The sequence below is a fragment of the Geobacillus sp. WSUCF-018B genome (assembly GCF_002809985.1).
Classification (GTDB): Bacteria; Bacillota; Bacilli; order Bacillales; family Anoxybacillaceae; genus Geobacillus; species Geobacillus thermophilus.
This window is the reverse complement of record NZ_PIJF01000006.1, coordinates 1-17,994: the sequence shown is the minus strand read 5'-3', so window position 1 is coordinate 17,994 and position 17,994 is coordinate 1. Positions and strand designations below refer to the sequence as shown.

At 53.5% G+C, this 17,994-nt stretch carries 22 protein-coding genes and 3 pseudogenes; 4 read left to right on the top strand and 21 right to left on the bottom strand.

Annotated features, from left to right (window positions below; translation table 11 throughout):
* Window position 1: 1 nt before the first annotated feature.
* The 14 genes from accC to CV944_RS03090 all read right to left on the bottom strand — a co-directional run bounded on the left by accC (window position 2) and on the right by CV944_RS03090 (window position 9,983).
* Window positions 2–1,357: an acetyl-CoA carboxylase biotin carboxylase subunit gene (gene accC, locus CV944_RS03155; RefSeq protein ID WP_033009405.1), complete on the bottom strand. Its 1,356-nt coding sequence runs from the start codon at window positions 1,355–1,357 to the stop codon at window positions 2–4.
* Window positions 1,358–1,372: 15 nt separating this feature from the next.
* Complete coding sequence (accB, locus tag CV944_RS03150) at window positions 1,373–1,897, bottom strand: acetyl-CoA carboxylase biotin carboxyl carrier protein (RefSeq protein ID WP_100659107.1); 525 nt, start codon at window positions 1,895–1,897, stop codon at window positions 1,373–1,375.
* 141 nt (window positions 1,898–2,038) lie between these two features.
* Window positions 2,039–2,590, bottom strand: coding sequence for a SpoIIIAH-like family protein (locus CV944_RS03145; RefSeq protein WP_033009401.1), 552 nt, complete (start codon window positions 2,588–2,590; stop codon window positions 2,039–2,041).
* 26 nt (window positions 2,591–2,616) lie between these two features.
* Window positions 2,617–3,255, bottom strand: coding sequence for a stage III sporulation protein AG (spoIIIAG, locus tag CV944_RS03140; RefSeq protein WP_033009400.1), 639 nt, complete (start codon window positions 3,253–3,255; stop codon window positions 2,617–2,619).
* Between the two features lie 5 nt (window positions 3,256–3,260).
* A complete protein-coding gene (gene spoIIIAF / locus CV944_RS03135; RefSeq protein WP_033009399.1) occupies window positions 3,261–3,872 on the bottom strand; it encodes a stage III sporulation protein AF in 612 nt (203 codons plus the stop codon).
* A 10-nt stretch (window positions 3,873–3,882) separates the two neighbouring features.
* Complete coding sequence (gene spoIIIAE / locus CV944_RS03130) at window positions 3,883–5,046, bottom strand: stage III sporulation protein AE (protein ID WP_033009396.1); 1,164 nt, start codon at window positions 5,044–5,046, stop codon at window positions 3,883–3,885.
* A gap of 12 nt (window positions 5,047–5,058) precedes the next feature.
* Window positions 5,059–5,454: a stage III sporulation protein AD gene (gene spoIIIAD / locus CV944_RS03125; protein ID WP_227412604.1), complete on the bottom strand. Its 396-nt coding sequence runs from the start codon at window positions 5,452–5,454 to the stop codon at window positions 5,059–5,061.
* Window positions 5,455–5,465: 11 nt separating this feature from the next.
* Window positions 5,466–5,672: a stage III sporulation protein AC gene (spoIIIAC, locus tag CV944_RS03120; protein ID WP_020960538.1), complete on the bottom strand. Its 207-nt coding sequence runs from the start codon at window positions 5,670–5,672 to the stop codon at window positions 5,466–5,468.
* Between the two features lie 16 nt (window positions 5,673–5,688).
* Window positions 5,689–6,201, bottom strand: a complete 513-nt coding sequence (spoIIIAB, locus tag CV944_RS03115) for a stage III sporulation protein SpoIIIAB (RefSeq protein ID WP_033009392.1) — start codon at window positions 6,199–6,201, stop codon at window positions 5,689–5,691.
* Complete coding sequence (spoIIIAA, locus tag CV944_RS03110) at window positions 6,198–7,115, bottom strand: stage III sporulation protein AA (protein ID WP_033016424.1); 918 nt, start codon at window positions 7,113–7,115, stop codon at window positions 6,198–6,200. Before spoIIIAA ends, spoIIIAB begins: the two co-directional genes overlap by 4 nt.
* 60 nt (window positions 7,116–7,175) lie before the next feature.
* On the bottom strand, window positions 7,176–7,457 hold the full coding sequence (locus tag CV944_RS03105) for a YqhV family protein (protein WP_033009388.1): 282 nt from the start codon (window positions 7,455–7,457) through the stop codon (window positions 7,176–7,178).
* A 185-nt stretch (window positions 7,458–7,642) separates the two neighbouring features.
* On the bottom strand, window positions 7,643–8,200 hold the full coding sequence (gene efp, locus CV944_RS03100) for an elongation factor P (protein WP_033009386.1): 558 nt from the start codon (window positions 8,198–8,200) through the stop codon (window positions 7,643–7,645).
* A gap of 27 nt (window positions 8,201–8,227) precedes the next feature.
* Window positions 8,228–9,289 carry a M24 family metallopeptidase gene (locus CV944_RS03095; protein ID WP_033009385.1) on the bottom strand — a complete coding sequence of 354 codons (1,062 nt, stop codon included), beginning with the start codon at window positions 9,287–9,289 and terminating at the stop codon, window positions 8,228–8,230.
* Window positions 9,290–9,452: 163 nt separating this feature from the next.
* On the bottom strand, window positions 9,453–9,983 hold the full coding sequence (locus CV944_RS03090; RefSeq protein ID WP_033016421.1) for a YqhR family membrane protein: 531 nt from the start codon (window positions 9,981–9,983) through the stop codon (window positions 9,453–9,455).
* 187 nt (window positions 9,984–10,170) lie between these two features.
* Between CV944_RS03090 and CV944_RS03085 the strand changes: the two genes are divergently transcribed.
* Window positions 10,171–11,100 (top strand): DUF1385 domain-containing protein, encoded by a 930-nt coding sequence (locus CV944_RS03085; protein WP_033027765.1) that lies wholly within the window; start codon window positions 10,171–10,173, stop codon window positions 11,098–11,100.
* 20 nt (window positions 11,101–11,120) lie between these two features.
* Window positions 11,121–11,477 (top strand): SA1362 family protein, encoded by a 357-nt coding sequence (locus CV944_RS03080; protein WP_033009672.1) that lies wholly within the window; start codon window positions 11,121–11,123, stop codon window positions 11,475–11,477.
* A gap of 121 nt (window positions 11,478–11,598) precedes the next feature.
* Here CV944_RS03080 and CV944_RS03075 read toward each other — a convergent pair.
* The 4 genes and pseudogenes from CV944_RS03075 to CV944_RS03060 form a co-directional block, all read right to left on the bottom strand.
* Window positions 11,599–11,766 (bottom strand): annotated as a pseudogene (locus CV944_RS03075) (patatin-like phospholipase family protein); the annotation flags it as partial.
* An 87-nt stretch (window positions 11,767–11,853) separates the two neighbouring features.
* A complete protein-coding gene (mntR, locus tag CV944_RS03070) occupies window positions 11,854–12,279 on the bottom strand; it encodes a transcriptional regulator MntR (RefSeq protein ID WP_033009676.1) in 426 nt (141 codons plus the stop codon).
* A 127-nt stretch (window positions 12,280–12,406) separates the two neighbouring features.
* Window positions 12,407–12,535: pseudogene (locus tag CV944_RS03065) on the bottom strand (spore photoproduct lyase family protein); the annotation flags it as partial.
* Window positions 12,536–12,621: 86 nt separating this feature from the next.
* Entirely contained in the window at window positions 12,622–12,816 is a 195-nt protein-coding gene (locus CV944_RS03060) for a DUF2332 family protein (RefSeq protein WP_100659106.1), read from the bottom strand.
* Between the two features lie 55 nt (window positions 12,817–12,871).
* On the opposite strand from CV944_RS03060, the gene CV944_RS03055 reads away from it, so the two are divergent.
* Entirely contained in the window at window positions 12,872–13,249 is a 378-nt protein-coding gene (locus CV944_RS03055; protein ID WP_100659105.1) for a hypothetical protein, read from the top strand.
* A 44-nt stretch (window positions 13,250–13,293) separates the two neighbouring features.
* On the opposite strand, the pseudogene CV944_RS03050 reads toward CV944_RS03055, so the two are convergent.
* The 3 genes and pseudogenes from CV944_RS03050 to CV944_RS03040 form a co-directional block, all read right to left on the bottom strand.
* A pseudogene (locus CV944_RS03050) lies at window positions 13,294–13,575 on the bottom strand (spore gernimation protein); the annotation flags it as partial.
* A gap of 100 nt (window positions 13,576–13,675) precedes the next feature.
* Complete coding sequence (locus CV944_RS03045) at window positions 13,676–16,249, bottom strand: vitamin B12-dependent ribonucleotide reductase (protein WP_100659104.1); 2,574 nt, start codon at window positions 16,247–16,249, stop codon at window positions 13,676–13,678.
* 253 nt (window positions 16,250–16,502) lie between these two features.
* Window positions 16,503–17,342, bottom strand: a complete 840-nt coding sequence (locus tag CV944_RS03040; protein ID WP_033010185.1) for a lipoate--protein ligase family protein — start codon at window positions 17,340–17,342, stop codon at window positions 16,503–16,505.
* Between the two features lie 149 nt (window positions 17,343–17,491).
* Between CV944_RS03040 and CV944_RS03035 the strand changes: the two genes are divergently transcribed.
* A complete protein-coding gene (locus tag CV944_RS03035; RefSeq protein WP_011231903.1) occupies window positions 17,492–17,866 on the top strand; it encodes a rhodanese-like domain-containing protein in 375 nt (124 codons plus the stop codon).
* Window positions 17,867–17,994 lie beyond the last annotated feature (128 nt).

Here is a 17,994-nt window from a genome sequence, read left to right as displayed (position 1 = left end):
CCTATTCCGCCTTCATAATATCATATAACTCCAAAAACTTCGTATTAAACTCGCCGCTTTGGAATTTCTCATGTTCCATTAATTTTATGTGAAACGGGATCGTCGTATGAATGCCTTCAATGACAAACTCCGAAAGAGCCCGTCTCATGCGGGCGATCGCCTCCTCACGCGTCGGCGCGTGAACGATCAGTTTGGCGATCATCGAATCGTAATACGGCGGAATCGTATAGCCCGGGTAGGCGGCGGAATCGACGCGCACGCCCGGACCGCCCGGCGGCAAGTACATGGCGATTTTCCCCGGCGACGGCATAAAGTTTTTCGCTGGGTTTTCCGCATTGATGCGGCATTCGATCGCCCAACCGTTAAAGGAGACGTCCTCTTGGGTGAGCGACAGCTTTTCACCGGCAGCGACGCGGATCTGTTCTTTTACTAAATCGACACCGGTAATGAGCTCGGTGACCGGGTGCTCCACCTGAATGCGCGTATTCATTTCCATGAAATAAAACTGTTTGTTCCGGTGGTCATAAATAAATTCGACCGTGCCGGCGCCCGTGTAGTTGACCGCCTTGGCCGCCTTGACCGCCGCCTCGCCCATCCTCCGGCGCATGTCGTCGTCAAGGGCCGGCGACGGCGCTTCTTCGACAAGCTTTTGCAGCCGGCGCTGGATCGAGCAGTCGCGCTCTCCTAAATGAATGGTGTTGCCATATGAATCGGCGAGCACTTGAATTTCGACATGGCGGAAATCTTCGATATACTTTTCAATATAAACGCCAGGGTTGCCGAACGCCGTCGCCGCTTCTTGCTGGGTGATGTTGATGCCTTTGACGAGCTCTTCTTCGTTGCGGGCGACGCGAATTCCTTTCCCACCGCCGCCGGCCGTCGCTTTGATGATGACCGGGTAACCGATTTCAGCGGCGATCGCCCGCGCCTCCTCAAGACTTTCAATAACGCCGCGCGAGCCCGGCACAATCGGCACGCCCGCTTCCCTCATCGTCTCGCGGGCGATGTCTTTAATCCCCATTTTGGCGATCGCTTCCGGGCTCGGGCCGATGAACGTGACATTGCATTCGCGGCACAGCTCGGCAAACGCCTCGTTCTCCGCCAAAAAGCCATAGCCCGGGTGAATGGCGTCACAGCCGGTCAACGTGGCAACGCTCATGATGTTGGTGAAATTCAAATAGCTGTCTTTCGAGGCGGTCGGCCCGATGCAGTACGCCTCATCCGCCAGCTGCACATGCAAGGCGTCGCGGTCAGCCTGCGAAAAGACGGCGACCGTCTCAATGCCGAGCTCCCGGCAGGCGCGAATAATGCGGACGGCGATTTCCCCGCGGTTCGCCACCAACACTTTTTTGATCATCGTCCGTTCTCTCCCTTATTCAGGCTTGACCAAAAACAACGGCTGGCCGTATTCGACGAGCTGGCCGTTTTGCACGAGCACCTCGACAATTTCGCCATCGACTTCCGCTTCAATTTCATTAAACAGCTTCATCGCCTCGATGATGCAAACAACCGTATCTTTTTTCACTTTGTCGCCCGGCTTCACATACGGCGGCTTGTCCGGCGCCGGCGCTGCGTAGAACGTGCCGACCATCGGCGATGTAATTTGATGCAAGTTGTCTTCCACAGCCGGCTTTGCTTCTTTGGCCGCCGGCGGTTCCGTTTCCGGCGCCGGCTTCACTTCCGAAGCCGCCACTTGGACAGGCGCAGGCGCCGGGGCCGCCGGCGGTTCGACCGCTGCCACTGCCTGTGCGGGCGCCGCCGGTGCGGCTGCCGGTGCAACGGCGACAGCAACCGCTTTTTTCATATGTACTTTCGTTTCTCCTTGCTCATATACAAATTCATCGATTGAGGATTGATCGACCAACCGAATCAATTCGCGGATTTCTTGAATTTTCATCGCTCTCACACCTTTCTCCAAGTGTCAGCCCGTCTTTCGCAGGCGGTGATCAAACGTATTCATAACGATTATACACACAACTGCAGGGCAAACGAAAGGTTTTTATTGCAAAAAAAACTGCTCTGGCAAAGAGCAGCGCGTTCATCCGGCCGGCTGGAACTCGACGGTGACATATTGGGCATCCGGAATTTCTTTTTTCACCATATGAATGACTTCATTTGCCGACTTGGCGGAGCTTTCTTTCGCTTTGATTGTGACGCGCACTTGGCCGCCGTCAGCGCGCACCAGCACGTCCTCATACCCGCCTTTTGATTTGATGAGCGTCTCTAACGTCGCTTCTTTTTCAGAAAGCGCTTGGAGCTTTTCGATTTTATCGAGCGCCTCATTTTTTTCCTCGGCCGTCGCATTCGCCGAAGCCACGATAGCGTTCAGTTCATCGCGCAGCCGGCTCCGCTCATCCTCAATTTTCATGCGCAGCGCCGTAAACAAATCATCGCCTGCGGTTGACGGCTCCTCTTTCGCTCCGGTCTCTTCCACCGCTACGCTTGGTTGTTTGGCCGGCTTTTCTGTTTTCTCATTCGCGGTGAGCGCCGGGCTGTTGCCCATCTCTTTCGGCGCCGTGACATAATACACCGACAGTACGACTACTAAGCTTAGCATCGTCAACAGCCATACCGTTTGTTTTTTCAACATGGCGATCTCCTCTCCCCTTACTTGAGTCATTTTTTCGGCAAGACCGCGACGCGGTAGCTCGGAACGTTTAACACGCGCGTCACCGCCTCGACGATCCATTTTTTAATTTGCAAGTTGTCGGCCCCTTTGGCGACGACAAGCACACCGCGAATATCCGGCTTTTTCGTGGCGACAACAAGCGGCGTTTCCTCGTCGCCATTGCGGATGATGATCACTTCTTCGTTTGTCGACTGATTTTCAATCGTCCGTTTTCCGCCTTCCTTGTCGCTTTCTTCGGTCGTTTGCTGCTGGGTCGAGCGTTTTTTCTCAAACAGCTTCAGCTCGGTTGAGTCAAGGTTGACGACAACGGTGACATCCTCAACCCCTTCAATTGCTTCGAGGGCGGCTTTCAACTCCTTCTCGTACCGTTCCTCATAGGCGGCGATCACTTTATCCTTTGTCTCCTTGCTCGACAAAAACGCCGGCTCGGACGGGGATTCCGGCTGATTGGCGGAAGGCTTGGCTTCGGCATCGTCTGCGCTACCCGCAAAGTGACTCGCCGCCATGAGCGCCACACCGGCCAGCAGCAGGACAACGACATATGAGAACGGCATGTGTTTTCGCGCCCCTTCCCCGTTCCCGTCTTTGGGCGGGGAAGAAAGAAACCGTTTGAAAAACGAGAGCATCCCCCCTATTCCCTCCCTCTAAATTGCACGGCAATTTTATTTTCATCGACTTCCCATTTGCCGGCGAGAAAGGCGCGCACCTCTTCAGCCAGCGAGGCATCGCTCTCGGGCAAAGCCGGCGGCTTTGTTGTATCGATGACAACCGGCTCCACCGCGCCGGCAGGGCGTTGTTTCAAAAGCGCCACTTCAATCGTCTTGATGTCCTCTGGCATGCGCCAATTTTCGTTGTGATCGGCGTAAACTTTGATATCAGCCTTCAATCCATACTTTTCCATCAACTCCCCGTTTACGTCGTTTTCGAGCTGGACAGCCATTTGTTCTAAAATATATGCGCGTTGTGAAGCTTGTATTTCTTTTTTCTGTTGTTCCATTTGATTTTTTATCGCCTCTTCCCCCTTGAAGCCGTCGGAAAAACGGGCAAGTGCTGAAGCGACAAGCTGATCCGGATCCGCCGAAGCCATCCGGAGCACCGGCGTCAACATAATTAGGAGAAGCAAAAGTCCGACGACCATTTTGACATATTTTTGCATCGTCCCGGACGGCAGCAAAAAATCGATGATGATGGCAAACAACAAAAACAAAATGATGTTCGTCACCCATTCAATCACAAGCTGCATAACGTTCCTCCTAGCGGACCATCATCGTAATATTCCCTGCCATAACCATGACGGTGAGGCTGAAGAAAAACATGAGCGAGACGATCAAAAGCGCCGCGAGCACATAGGCGATGCTTTTGCCGATAATGTTGAGGCAAGACAGCACCGGACTGCCGCCAAGCGGCTGCAACAGCGCGGCTGATAGTTTGTAGATGATGACGATGGCGAAAATTTTCACCGCCGGAAAGATGGCAATCATCAACAACACAGCCACCCCGACCAATCCGACCGCATTTTTGAGCAGCATCGAAGCGGCAACGACCGTATCGGCTGCATCAGTAAACAGCTTGCCGACGACCGGGATGAAGTTGCCGGTGACAAATTTCGCCGCCCGCAGCGCCACCCCGTCCGCCACCGCCGCTGTTGCCCCCCGCACCGACATAACGCCAAGGAAAACCGTCAAAATGAGGCCGAGCAAACCGAGGGCGGCCTTGTTCAACAAATCGGCAAGCTGGGTCGCCTTGTACCGGTCGCTGAGCGTGCTGACGACGCTTAAAAGCGCCGCTAGCAACAGAAGCGGGAGCGTGACATATTCCACGACAACGCCGGTTGTGTTCATCAAAAACAAAATGATCGGATGGAAAAACGCCGCCGATACGACGCCGCCGGAGGAGGCGAGCAAAGCGAGCAAAAGCGGAACGAGGGCGATGATAAAATGGCTCATCGTCCGCACCGCCTCGAGCGCATAGCCGGTTGCGAGGCGGAAGCTGTTTAAGGCGATCAACAACAGCACCATGTAGACGACGGCGTGGGCGATTTTGCTTACCTCCTGCTGGGCGAACGCGTTTTGCAGCGATTGCAGCACGGTGCTGAAGACAGCGAGCAAAATGAGCGTCCCAAGCAGCTTCCCGTTGACTTGCAGTTCATAAAATAAATAACGGGCGAGCGCTTTCAGCCACTCGACGGGCGACCATTGCCGGTCGCCGCTTAAAAAATCGGAGAGCGGCCCTTTTTCGCTTTCCGGCAAAAAGCCCCCATACTCATGGACGATCGTTTCCCAATAACGGCGGATGTCGCTGACATCCAAATGAGCGAGCTGCTCGCTGACGGACGGCCCATCGCTCGCAGCTTGTACGACGAACGGGCAAAAAAAGAGAGAGAGCAGCCCCGCAATGAGGAACGCTGTCCGCTTCAATCCGTTCCCTCCTTATCGCGCCGCCGGAATGAGGCTGATGACCGCTTCAATGATGGCAGTCAAAATCGGGACGGCGAGCGCCAAAATGACGATTTTGCCGCCGAGCTCAATTTTGGCGGCGATCGCCCCTTGGCCGGCGTCTTTGGAAATTTGCGCGGCAAACTCGGCGATGTAGGCAATGCCGATAATTTTCAACATCGTTTCCAAGTACACCATTTGAATGTGGGCGCCTTCCGCCATCTCCCGCAGCGTCAGCAAAATATCGCTGATGTGGTCAACAAGCAGCAAAAAAATGGTGCAGCCGACAAAAACGGTCAATAAAAAGGAGAGGCTCGATTTTTGTTCTTGCAGCAGCACAACGAGGAACGTCGCCACCAACCCGAGGCCGACGATTTGCAAAATGTCCATGGCCTCTCCCCCTACCCGCGGAACAAAAAGACATCTTTAATTTTTTGAAACAAATCGCTTACAATCGAAGCGACCATAAACAAAATATAAATAAAGCCGAGCAGCGTCACCCACTGGGCGTATTCTTTCCTTCCCATCTGGTCGAGCACCGTATGCAAAAACGCGATGACGATGCCGACGCCGGCGATTTTTAAAATGATATCGACATCGATGCCCATTCGTCCTGCCTCCTGTCTACATGAGTAAAATGACGAGCAGCAGCCCGGCTAACACGCCTAAACTTTTCGCCATTTTGCCATAGCGCGCCTGATCGTCCAGCGCCTCCGCTTCCTCCCGCTCAAGATGGGCGAGCGCCAAGGCGATTTGCTGTTGCTGGGTGAGCCGGTCATACTGGCCGAGCGTGGCGCCAAACTGTTTCATCACTTCCCACTCTCCTTGTTTGAGCGCGGTCTTCCCCCATACAGCCCGCAAGCTTTTTTCCCATGCTTCGGCCACGCTCGTTTCACACGCATGCAACGCCGCCGCAAACTGGGCAAACAGCTCGCCAATCGGAGCGGCCGTCTGGCGGGCGATATGCTGAGATGCCTCGGCAAGCGGCGTATGTCCGTACATCACTTCCGCTTCGAACGCCCTGAGCGCCGCTTTCAGCTGGCGAAGCTGGCGCGGCCGTTCGTACAAGGCGCGGGCGGCTGCCATCCCCATCCAAGTGGAGGCGGCAAGAATCAACAAGGCGCCCAGCCACTTCATCGGCCCGCCACCGCCCGCTCGTACAGCACGGCGCCGTTGGCGTCAACAATGCGCCGGATGAAGCCGGGATGCGGGACGTTCGTCAGCTCAATAAACCGTTCAAACACCCGTTGCTCCATGACCGGACGCAACGTCGGCCGCTGCCAAACATCTCGAACGGTGCGCCCGTGCACGGTCGTCCATATCGAAACGCCGGCATTCGCCGCCTCCAGCACCGCTTCGCTGTCTTCCTCGCGCCCAATTTCATCCACAATCATGACATCCGGACTCATCGAGCGAATCATCATCATCATCCCTTCCGCTTTCGGACAAGCGTCCAACACATCAAGGCGTGGGCCGAACGAAAATTGCGGAATGCCTTTCACGCAGCCGGCGATTTCCGACCGCTCGTCAACGATCGCCACCTTTTGCGCCGGAATGCGCCCAGTTCCGCTGCTGATCAGGCGCGCCGCGTCGCGCAACAGCGTCGTTTTGCCGGTCTGCGGGGAACCGATGATCATCGTATGGCGCCAGCGCCCATCATACACATACGGAATCAGCGGATCGGCAATGCCGATTTGCTCTTTGGCAATGCGGATGTTAAAGGAGGCGACATCGCGGATGGCTTTCACCTTGCCCCCTTCTGTAACGACTTTGCCGGCGAGCCCGACGCGATGGCCGCCTTCAATCGTCATAAATCCACGCCTCAGCTCCTCTTCGACGGCATAAATCGAATAATGGCTCAACTTGTTGAGCAAGTACACGCCGTCCTCTTTCGTCACTTCATATGGCAGCAAGCGGGCCTTCCCATCGACGATCACTTCAAGCGGCCGGGAAATACGGATGCGGATTTCTTCGATGCTGCGCCCCCAGGAAGGCATCTGCTGCAGCACAGCGGCGATCGTTTTCGGCAAAATTCCCCATACCGCTTCCATGGCCCTCCCCCTTTTTGGTGGACTAGTCTATATGTATGGGCGGAAGATGCTGTTTATGCCTTACTTGTAAATGCCGAACAAAATGAGCGCCACCCCGAGCGCGATGAACGCGAGCCGAGAAAACGAAAGCTCGTCCGCCAGCGAAAGCAGACCGATCGCCATCGTTACGATCAGCACAGTCGGGCCGACAGCAGCGAGCACGGCGTTAATGGCGAGCGCCTTTCTTACATCATTAAAGACCAACATCAGCAGCGCTGCACTCAGTTCAATAAGCGCCGACAACATCCGCATGCCCGCCATCGCCAAAACGGACGAATCGATCGATCGCAGCCAATGTTTCATGTGTCCCTCCTCATTTAGCGAATAGAGATGGATTAGTACAAACGTATGCGGGAACAAGCCGTTTCAGAAGAAGTTTTTGCCGGTGAAAACGGGGATGGACAACGAAGCAGGACGGGGCACCTTTGGCGCATAAAAACAGCACCGGCCCGGAACATTCCGGATCAGTGCTGCCCTTGTTCAGGTTCTTACGCCCGTGACACGTATGTGCCGTCAGCCGTATTGATGATGAGGGTGTCGCCTTCATTGACGAAAAATGGCACTTGAACGACAAGGCCGGTTTCAAGCTTGGCCGGTTTCGAACCGCCGGAAGCGGTGTCGCCTTTAATGCCCGGCTCGGTTTCAACAACTTTCAGCTCAACGGTATTCGGCAGCTCGATGCCGATCGTTTCGCCCTGGTACATCATGATGAACACTTCCATATTTTCTTTCAAAAACTTGAGCTCATGTTCGATTTGCTTTGCCGGCAGCTCAATTTGCTCGTACGTTTCCATGTCCATAAAGACGTGTTGATCGCCGTTGGCGTACAAATATTGCATTTTGCGCGTGTCAATTTGCGCCCGGTTCACTTTTTCGCCTGCGCGGAACGTCCGCTCTTGAATGGCGCCGGTGCGCAAATTTCGCAGTTTCGAACGGACGAACGCCGCACCCTTGCCCGGCTTGACGTGCTGAAACTCAAGGACGCGCCAAATCTCGCCGTCGACCTCGATGGTAAGTCCTGTGCGAAAATCGTTGACTGAAATCATTGCCCGAAATCCTCCTCACGCTATCCGTTATAAAATGATCAGTTCTTTCGGCGAATGAGTGAGCGCTTCGTTCCCATCGGCGGTAATGACCGCATCATCCTCAATGCGCACCCCGCCGAGCCCCGGGATGTAAATGCCGGGCTCGACCGTCACAACCATGCCCGGCTCCAGCACCGCATCGGAGCGGGCCGAAAGCGTCGGCCCTTCGTGAATTTCAAGGCCGATGCCGTGGCCGGTTGAATGTCCGAAATAATCGCCATACCCTTGTTCGCGAATATAATCGCGCGTCAGTGCGTCAGCCTCTTTGCCGGTCATGCCCGCTTTGATTCCGCGCATGCCGCGCCGCTGCGCTTCAAGGACAATGCCATAAATCGTTTGCAGCTCAGCGCTGACTTGGCCGACGGCGACCGTCCTTGTCAGGTCGGAACAATATCCCTTGTAGTAAGCCCCGAAATCAAGCGTGACGAGTTCGCCGCGCTCGATCGTTTTTTCGGACGCCACCCCGTGCGGCAGCGCCGAACGGTAGCCAGAGGCGACGATCGTATCGAAGGAGGACGAAGACGCCCCTTGCTTGCGCATAAAAAATTCAAGCTCATTCGCCACTTCAATTTCTTTGACGCCCGGACGAATGAACGACAAAATATGAGCAAATGCGGCATCGGCAATTTCCGCTGCTTCCTTTAATATCTTAATCTCTGCTTCCGACTTAATCAAGCGCAACTTTTCCACGACATGGGATGTCGGCGCAAGCTCGGCATCAATCGCCTCTTCATACGCCTTGTACGCCGCATACGTCACATGCTCCTGCTCAAAGCCGAGCGTTTTGATCCCGAGCCGCTTCACTTGTTTCGCGATTTCATCGACGATCGGTCCGCTGTGCTGGACGATTTCAAATCCTTCAACTTGCTTGGCCGCCTGCTCGACATAGCGAAAATCCGTAATAAAGACCGCCCCTTGGCGGCTGACAAGCGCAACGCCGGCGGTGCCAGTGAATCCGGTAATGTAGCGGCGGTTGCAGCCGTTTGTCACCAACAGCCCGTCAAGATGCTGCTCTTCAAGCAACGCTCGAAGCCTTTCCAGCTTTTCCATGTTTCATTCTCCTCTGCCCATGAATATTGTAATACAAAGGCGATGTGATACGTTGGCGGTTGCCGATGCGCGAGATCGGCTGCGCCTAAAAAATATGGAAACCTTCTTTATTTTACCATGATCGCAGCAGTTTCCGCCATATGCGCCCGCTTTGGCCGACAGCTTAGCTTCCTTCCTTGGCCGCCTGCGGTTCAGCGCTTGGCGACGGCCGGTTCATTTCCTGCGCCTCGAAAGAAACCGAATACCCGACAAACACGCCGTACAAAATGTACAAGCAGAGCGTTGTAATGACCGTATTCGTCTCTAAATCCGCAACCGGCTTCACGTTCGGAAACAGCGGATTGAGCAAATAAAACACCACTACCCAAAGCGCAGCGCCATACAACATTCCCGCCCACATGCCGCGGATGTTCCTTAGCAGTGCATAGTAAAGAAGCGCCGCCGCAATGGAAATGATGCCGATCAACACAATAGCCGCATAATTGCCGGCTTTGCCGTATTTCCAGTCGCCGGCGACCCACGGGATGAGAACCATGTTCGGACTGATTTCGCTGAAGTTGAAAAAGTAAGCCAAATAGCCCATCAAGCTCCAAAACACCCCGCCGACAAATCCGGTGATAATCGTTTTTTGCACGAGCGTCATCGGCCGTTCCGTTTTTTCTTGCTCCAGTTTTCCTTTCTGTTCCGCCATCATGCTACACCTCCTTGTCTGTTAGTATGACCTGCAATTTGCCGCCCCATGAATCAAGCAAAAAAATGACCGCCTCTGTGTAAATAATGGATTTTTTGGAAATCATAACAGTAACATCAACCTAGAGGTTTCCGGACGTTTCTTGTAGAATAAAATAATAAACATAAAAAAATAGGTTGGTGTTTGCCCGATGAAACAAGAGAAACCGTTATACGGCGGCCAGGCGGTTGTCGAAGGGGTCATGTTTGCCGGCAAAACGCATTCTGTCACCGCCATTCGCCGCACCGATGGAACGATCGAGTACTTTTCCGCACCGCGCCGCGCCAATCCGACGCTGGCCGCCTTCAAAAAAATCCCGTTTGTCCGCGGCATCGTCGCCATTATTGAAGCGAGCGCAACCGGGGCCAAACATTTGCAGTTTGCAAGCGAACGGTATGACGTCGCCCCAGGGGAAGAACAGACGGAGGCCGAAAGCAGTTCCAACCTGACGCTGATTCTCGGCGCCGCCGCGATCGGCGTGCTCTCGTTTTTGTTCGCCAAAACGGTGTTCACGCTCATCCCAGCGTTGCTCGCCGCCGCTTTCAAGCCGCTCATCCCGGGAAAAACGGGGCAAATTTTGCTTGAAGGGGCTTTTAAGCTCGCCTTATTGCTCGGCTACATTTACTTTATTTCCTTGACGCCGCTTGTAAAACGCGTCTTTCAATACCACGGGGCGGAACATAAAGTGATCAACGCCTATGAAGCGGGCTGGCCGCTCACTGTCGAACATGTCCAACGCGCCTCGCGCCTTCACTACCGGTGCGGCAGCAGCTTCATTTTATTTACCGTCATCGTCGGCTTGTTTCTGTATTTGTTCGTGCCGACCGATCCGCTTTGGCTGCGGATTGTGAACCGGCTCGCCTTAATTCCGGTCGTGCTCGGCGTTTCGTTTGAGGTGCTGCAGTTTACAAATAAATGGAGGGACATTCCGTTGCTGCGCTGGCTGGGCTATCCCGGTCTATGGCTGCAGCGGCTGACGACAAAAGAGCCGGACGACGACCAAGTGGAAGTGGCCATCGCTTCGTTCCAGCAGCTTCTTCGTTTAGAGGCGGAAGCGGAAGCGAAAAAAGCGGTGCAGTAATCGTAAAGGGGGTGGATTCATTGCGGCGCAGGGCTGTTCACCCGCTCGCCGGACTTATGATTTTGCTTGGGACGCTTGGCATTGTGTATACCCTTTTTGCCCATCCGACGGTGCTGTTTCGCCAGCTGTTGTTTGTTGCGCTGTTTGCAGCCGCGATTTATCTCTTTTACCGTTTCGTCTACCAACGCCGCACTAACAAAGAACGATTGTCGTATCTAAAAGCGGTGCGGCAGTCGAAAAAACTTCATCCCCGCTCCGCGCGCAAGCAGCCGAAGCCGGCGAAACTAAAACGGCCGTTGAAAAAGCGAACGGCGACTCCGCATTTGACCGTCATCGAGGGCAAAAAAGGCAAAAAAAAGAATCGGGCTTCCTTTTAGCTTGATTCTTTTTTGTTTTGGGCGCTCAAAACGCCCACCGCCGCAAAAACTGCCGCGCCCGCTCGCGCCCATAGTCAATGAGACGCCGGCGCGCTTCCAGGTCGATGGAAAACTCGGTCGCAATCTCACGGGCGGTGTATCCAGCCGCCAGCAGCGCAGCAAGCAGCGCCCCGGCGCTCGTCCCGGCAAGCCGCTTCCAGCGCAGCCCTTTTTCTTCAATGGCCTCATACGCCCCCAGCAACGCAAACCCTTTCACTCCGCCGCCGGAAAAGACGAGATCAATGTTCATCGCCGCCTCCCCTTTCTCGCTGTTTATATATATGTAAGAGAAAGAAAAGGCGTTTAGTACGAAAAACAAAAAAGAGCAAGCAGTCGCTTACTCCCCTTGCTCATTGCGCTTTTGCACGTCGCGCAGCGCCTCAAGACGGCGTTCGTCCTCTTGAAAATATTGCACCAAATCGCCAATCCGGTCGATGGCGTTCCAACTCAAATGGTGTTCAATCCCTTCCACATCGCGGTAAATGTTTTCTTCGTTGACGCCAATGAGGCGAAGAAACTGCTCAAGCAGCTCATGGCGGTACACAAGCCGTTGGCCGATTTTTTTTCCTTTCGGCGTCAAGACAAGGCCGCGGTACTTTTCATACACCAAATATTCATCTTTATCGAGCTTTTGCACCATTTTCGTCACTGAAGAAGGGTGAACGGACAACGCTTCCGCGATGTCCGAAACGCGGGCATAGCCTTTTTCTTCAATCAACATGTAAATTTGCTCAATATAATCTTCCATGCTCGGTGTCGGCAACGTTTGTCCCCTCCTGCAACGTTTGCCTGCCGCCAGCAAATCCCCCGGCCTATACCGTCACTCCGATGCGTCGGCCCTTTTGGCAGACAAAAATAGCAATCATTTCTATTGTACCATAAAAGGGGCATTACGTAAAATACTGCACCTCAGCCGCCGGGAAAAAGCGGGCAATGTACGAACGCATCGTTTCCTCCAGCTCCTGCGCCTCCTCGTCACGATACACGTATTTGCCGATGCCGTACCGCCCCCACTTATAGTTGTCCATATTTTGATGTTAGTATGGTTCAAGGTTGGAGGGAAATCGTATGCTTCTTTTGCTTGGCACCATTTTTCATGGAAAGTTCATTGCCCCTCATTTGATATGTTCATCTCCCAGCGAAACCAACGACCATGCCCATCGGTTTCAGCCACGATTTGCCGATATTCTCGGCCGTCAATCATGCCATCCAGATGCAATTTCCGATCCCACATGTTGTTATACACATGGAACAAATCCCGTTGGCGGCCGATTTCGCGAAGCTGCTCAAGATTTGCCATGACAGCTCATGAACGCAATGATACAATAAAACTAAACTGAAAGGAGGGATGCAGAATGTCTCACGAGCTTGTCGAATTGCTTCGCTCAGTGCTGAAAGAGGAGTTGCAGCCGATTCATGAACGCCTCGACCGCCTAGAAGCCGGACAGCAACGCCTCGAAGAACGACAACAGCGCCTCGAAGAACGACAACAGCGCCTCGAAGAACAGCAACAACGCCTCGAGGAAAAGTTGGGCCATTTCATTATCGAGACGCGCAGCCATTTCAAAAAAATCGAGGACGAGCTGGCTGAGCATCGGCGCATGTTCGAGATATTGTCACATGATTGGCGCAACGCGAACATTGCGATTGAATATTTAAACCATAAGATCGGCCAGCACGATCTGGAAATTTATCAGCTAAAAAAGCGGCTCGAACTCCAAGAAACAAAATAAAAGCGCATGCCCGATGACCGGCGCATACGCTCTAACTGCTTAGCTTACCCACGCTTGCGAATGCGGAAATTGTCTTCCAACAGCACCCAGTTTTCCGGATACGGATACCCGAGCACCCAGTAGCTGATTCCGCGCAATCCGTATTCTTTCACCAAGTCAAATTTCGCCAACGCGCTGCGGGCGTCCTCAAACCACACTTCATGTTGTCGCCCTTGTTCATCTGTATAGCGGTAAAACGGCGAAGCCGCCGCCGCATCGTATTGGATGGACGCCCCGTAGCGAATGGCGCGCTCTAGCGCCTCTTTCGGACTGAACGTTTCCGCCTTTTACCACTATATTTTGGCTTTTGCCTTTTATGTAAAAAAAAAACGCCGGTTCCTCTACGGAAACCAGCGTTTCATCCATCCAAACCCATCCGTATCACCATTACAGGCCGCACTTCAGCTGGGCGCCGCAGTTCGTGCACGTGTTGCAGCCGCCGATCTCTTCAACCGTTCCTTCGCGGCAAATCGGGCAAATGTTGCCGATTTCGGAGCCGATCGTCACATCGGTGGCGCGCACATCTTGAATCGTATCGACAAGCACGACGGCGCGTTTCGTTTCTTTTTCCTCTTGTTCTTCTGGAAGCAGTTCTAGCTGTTCTTCGATCCGGTTTTCTTCCGCTTTCAACGTCAACACTTGCGCATCGCGGCTGCCGTCGACGTAGACGGTGCCGCCTTTCGCGCCGCCGCGCCATAAACGCTCGTACACTTTTTGCACTTGCTCGACGGTGTAGCCTCTCGGCGCGTTGACCGTTTTCGACAAGCTCGAGTCGACCCAGCGCTGAATGATGCATTGCACATCGGCGTGCGCTTCCGGCGGCAAGTCCATCGCCGTCACAAACCAAGGCGGCAAATGGTTCGGGTCGGCTTCCGGATGTTTGTCCAAATATTCTTGCACGATGTCTGCTTTCACTTCGATAAATTTGCCCAAGCGCCCGCTCCGGTAGTACGAGAACGAGAAGTACGGCTCCAGCCCGGTTGACACGCCGACCATCGTCCCCGTCGATCCCGTCGGCGCCACCGTCAGCAAGTGCGAGTTGCGGATGCCGTATTTCAAAATATCTTGGCGAATGTCATCCGGCATCCGTTTCATGTAACCGGTGTTGATGAACGCTTCGCGCAGCTTTTGCGTTTCTTCTTCCGTTTCGCCGACCAAAAACGGGAAGCTGCCTTTTTCTTTCGCCAGCTCGATCGAGGCCCGGTAAGCGGTCGTGGCGATCGTGCGGAACAGCTCATCGACAAGCTGGTTTCCTTCCTCAGAGCCGTACGCTTTTTCGCAGTAAATGAGCAAGTCTGCAAGCCCCATGACGCCAAGGCCGATGCGGCGCTCGCCGAGCGCTTGTTTTTTGTTTTCCTCAAGGAAGTACGGCGTGGCGTCAATGACGTTGTCTTGCATCCGCACCCCGATTTCGACCGTGCGTTTCAGTTTTTCGTAGTCAATGACCTTCCGTTCTTTGTCCACCATGTTCGCCAAGTTAATGGCGGCCAGATTGCACACCGAATACGGTGCCAACGGTTGTTCCCCGCACGGGTTGGTCGCAACGACTTTTTGCCCGTACGCGCGGGCGTTCGTCATTTCGTTGGCGTTGTCGATGAAGAAAATGCCCGGCTCGGCTGAATACGTCGCGCAAATGTTGATCAGCTTCCACAGTTCGCGGGCGCGGATTTTCCGGTAGACGCGGACGCGATAGCCCATTTTCTCCCATTCGCGTACATCGCCGATTTCATGCCATTTTTCATTGTAAATGCGCATTTCTTCTTCAGAATACGTTTCTACGTCCGGGAAGCGCAGCTCGTATTCTTCGTCCTTTTCGACCGCTTCCATGAATTCTTTCGTCAAGCAGACGGAAATGTTCGCACCGGTCAAAAAGTCCGGGTTGTGCACCGTGTATGTACCGCCGGTGCGCAGTTTTTCTTCAGCGTCTTTGATAATTTCCTCTGTGAAGCCGCCGTAGTCAGGCGCGTTTTTGTACCGGACGATCGCTTCGTACATCGCCCGCTCCCGCTCGGTGAGCGGCGTGAATTTCAGTTTGTCGCGCGCTGCTTTTTTGATGCCCTCGTCTTCCATATTTTCAAGCAGGTAGCGCAAAATGCGCGGGTTTTGCATTTTCGAGACGATGAATTCGATAATGTCCGGGTGCCAGTCGGCCAGCATAATCATTTGGGCGCCGCGGCGGGAGCCACCTTGCTCGACAAGGTGGGTCAGCTTCGCAATGTCGTCAAGCCATGAGACCGACCCGGACGATTTGCCGTTCACCCCGCGCGCAAGCGTATGGCGCGGCCGCAATGTCGAGCCGTTCGTCCCAACGCCGCCGCCGCGGCTCATAATTTCCATCACCTGCTTCCGATGTTCGGAAATGCCTTCGCGCGAATCTTTCACAAACGGCATCACATAGCAGTTGAAATACGTCACTTCCTTGCCTGAACCCGCCCCATACAACACGCGGCCGGCCGGAACAAAATTCAAGCTGGCGAGCTCTTGATAAAACTTTTCGAACCACTCTTTCCGCTTTTCTTCGGTCTTTTCCACCGCCGCCAGCCCGGTCGCATTGCGCTTGGCGATTTGCTCATAGAAAATCTCGAGCGGCTTGTCGATAATGTCGAGCGATCGAAGGACAATGCCGGTTTCCGCCTCCTCGCCTTCGAGCACGTGCCGGTATTCGTCTTCAATCAACACGCGCGCTTTTTTCGCCTCCCAGTCAATATCGACGATAAAACCGAGACCGCGGGCTGGGAATTTCGGGTCCTCCTTGATCGTCAACACAACGAAATCGCCCGGTGTGAGCGTCAGCTTCTCCGTATCTTTGAATGAATACCGGTCAAGCATGACCAAACGGGATACGCCTTTATGGGTGATGTGCATATCCGGCGTAATCGGATGCACTTGCGGAAATAGGCGGATATCCTCGTTCAGCTTGTCAATATTGATCTTCATTTTTTCGGATGACGCCACCGTCATTCTCCTATCTCTCCTCTTTTATATAATTATATAATCTCTCATGTTTTTGCCAATGTTGCCCTGTCTTCTCTACCTTACCATATCAAACAGAAAAAAACAATATATAGTATGATTTTTTATGAAAATCATACTATATATTGTGATTTAGAACAGATCATTTCGTTTTTGTCAAGCAAAAAAAGACAAAAAACGGCGAAAAACGGACCAGCCATGCCGTTTTTGCCAAAACAGGAGCGATGTTCCATATTGCCGCCTAACGCTTAAAGTTCCATTCATCGCTTTCGTATTTCGTCCGCGCCAGCTCTTCGACGTATGCCAACTCTTCGGCGGTGAGCGTGTACGGTTCCAATACGATGTTCAATCCTTTTTCAAATCCTTTGTAAAACGCCTCTTTCGCTTCCTCGATCGTCACCGTGCGGCTCGTCAACTCATTGATCGCGACGGCTTTCTTTTTAAAATCGCGCTGCAGACGCTCTTTCACCCGCTCGTTTGGATATTTAAACAAGCTGAACAGCAAGTCTTCGTCCAAATCGAGCAAAATCGAACCATGCTGCAAAATGACGCCTTTTTGCCGCGTTTGCGCGCTGCCGGCGATTTTCCGCCCCTCAACGACAAGTTCGTACCACGACGGTGCGTCAAAGCAAACAGCCGAGCGCGGGCTGCGCAAATCCGCTTTTTCTTCTTCTGTTTTCGGCACGGCGAAATACGCGTCAAGCCCAAGGAAGCGAAATCCTTCCAAAATGCCCTGGGAGATGACGCGATACGCTTCCGTCACCGTCTGCGGCATCGCGGGATGCGATTCGGAGACGATGACGCTGTAGGTCAACTCTTTGTCATGAAGAACGCCGCGCCCGCCAGTCGGGCGGCGGACAAAGCCGAGGCCGTTCCGTTTCACCGCGTCTAAATCAATTTCTTTCTCCACTTTTTGAAAATAGCCGATCGACAACGTCGGCGGATTCCAGCCGTAAAAGCGGACCGTCGGCGGAATTTTTCCTTCGCTGTGCCACTCTAAGAGCGCCTCATCAAGCGCCATATTAAACGACGGCGAGCCCTCGCCGGAGTCAATAAAGCGCCATACTTCCTTTTTAGCCATCGTTCCACCTTCTTTTCAGAATCACCTTTACTAGTTTAGCAAACAACGCCGGCCAAGGGAAGAAAAATGGCATCGCGAAAACACTTTGCTTCCGAGCGGCAACTCTATATAATAGGAAATAGCGGACAAAGCGAAAGGAGGCATGACGGGTGGAAGCATTGCTCATTATTCTCGGCGCAATCATCGTGTATTCCGTCATTACGTACTTCTGGCAGAAGAGAATTGTCAAAGCATTGACAGAGGAAGAGTTCCGCGCCGGTTATCGAAAAGCGCAACTCGTCGACGTCCGCGAACCGGATGAGTTTGCGGCTGGACATATTTTAGGGGCGCGCAACATCCCGCTGACCCAACTGCGCATGCGCATGAAAGAATTGCGCAAAGACCAGCCGATTTATTTATATTGCCAAAACGGGCTGCGCAGCGGGCGGGCCGCACAAATGCTTTACCGGAAAGGGTATCGCGATTTGTACCATTTAAAAGGCGGATTTAAAACGTGGACCGGGAAAGTGAAGAAAAAAGCGTAGCGATCAGCAAAAAGAGGCGCGCTGCCGGACTATATAGATGCAACGAAGAAGTTTAACATATCCTTGACGGAAAAGCGGTTTGTCCATTTTCGACTGTCGAAGGCAAGCCATAGGCTTGCCCCGTCACG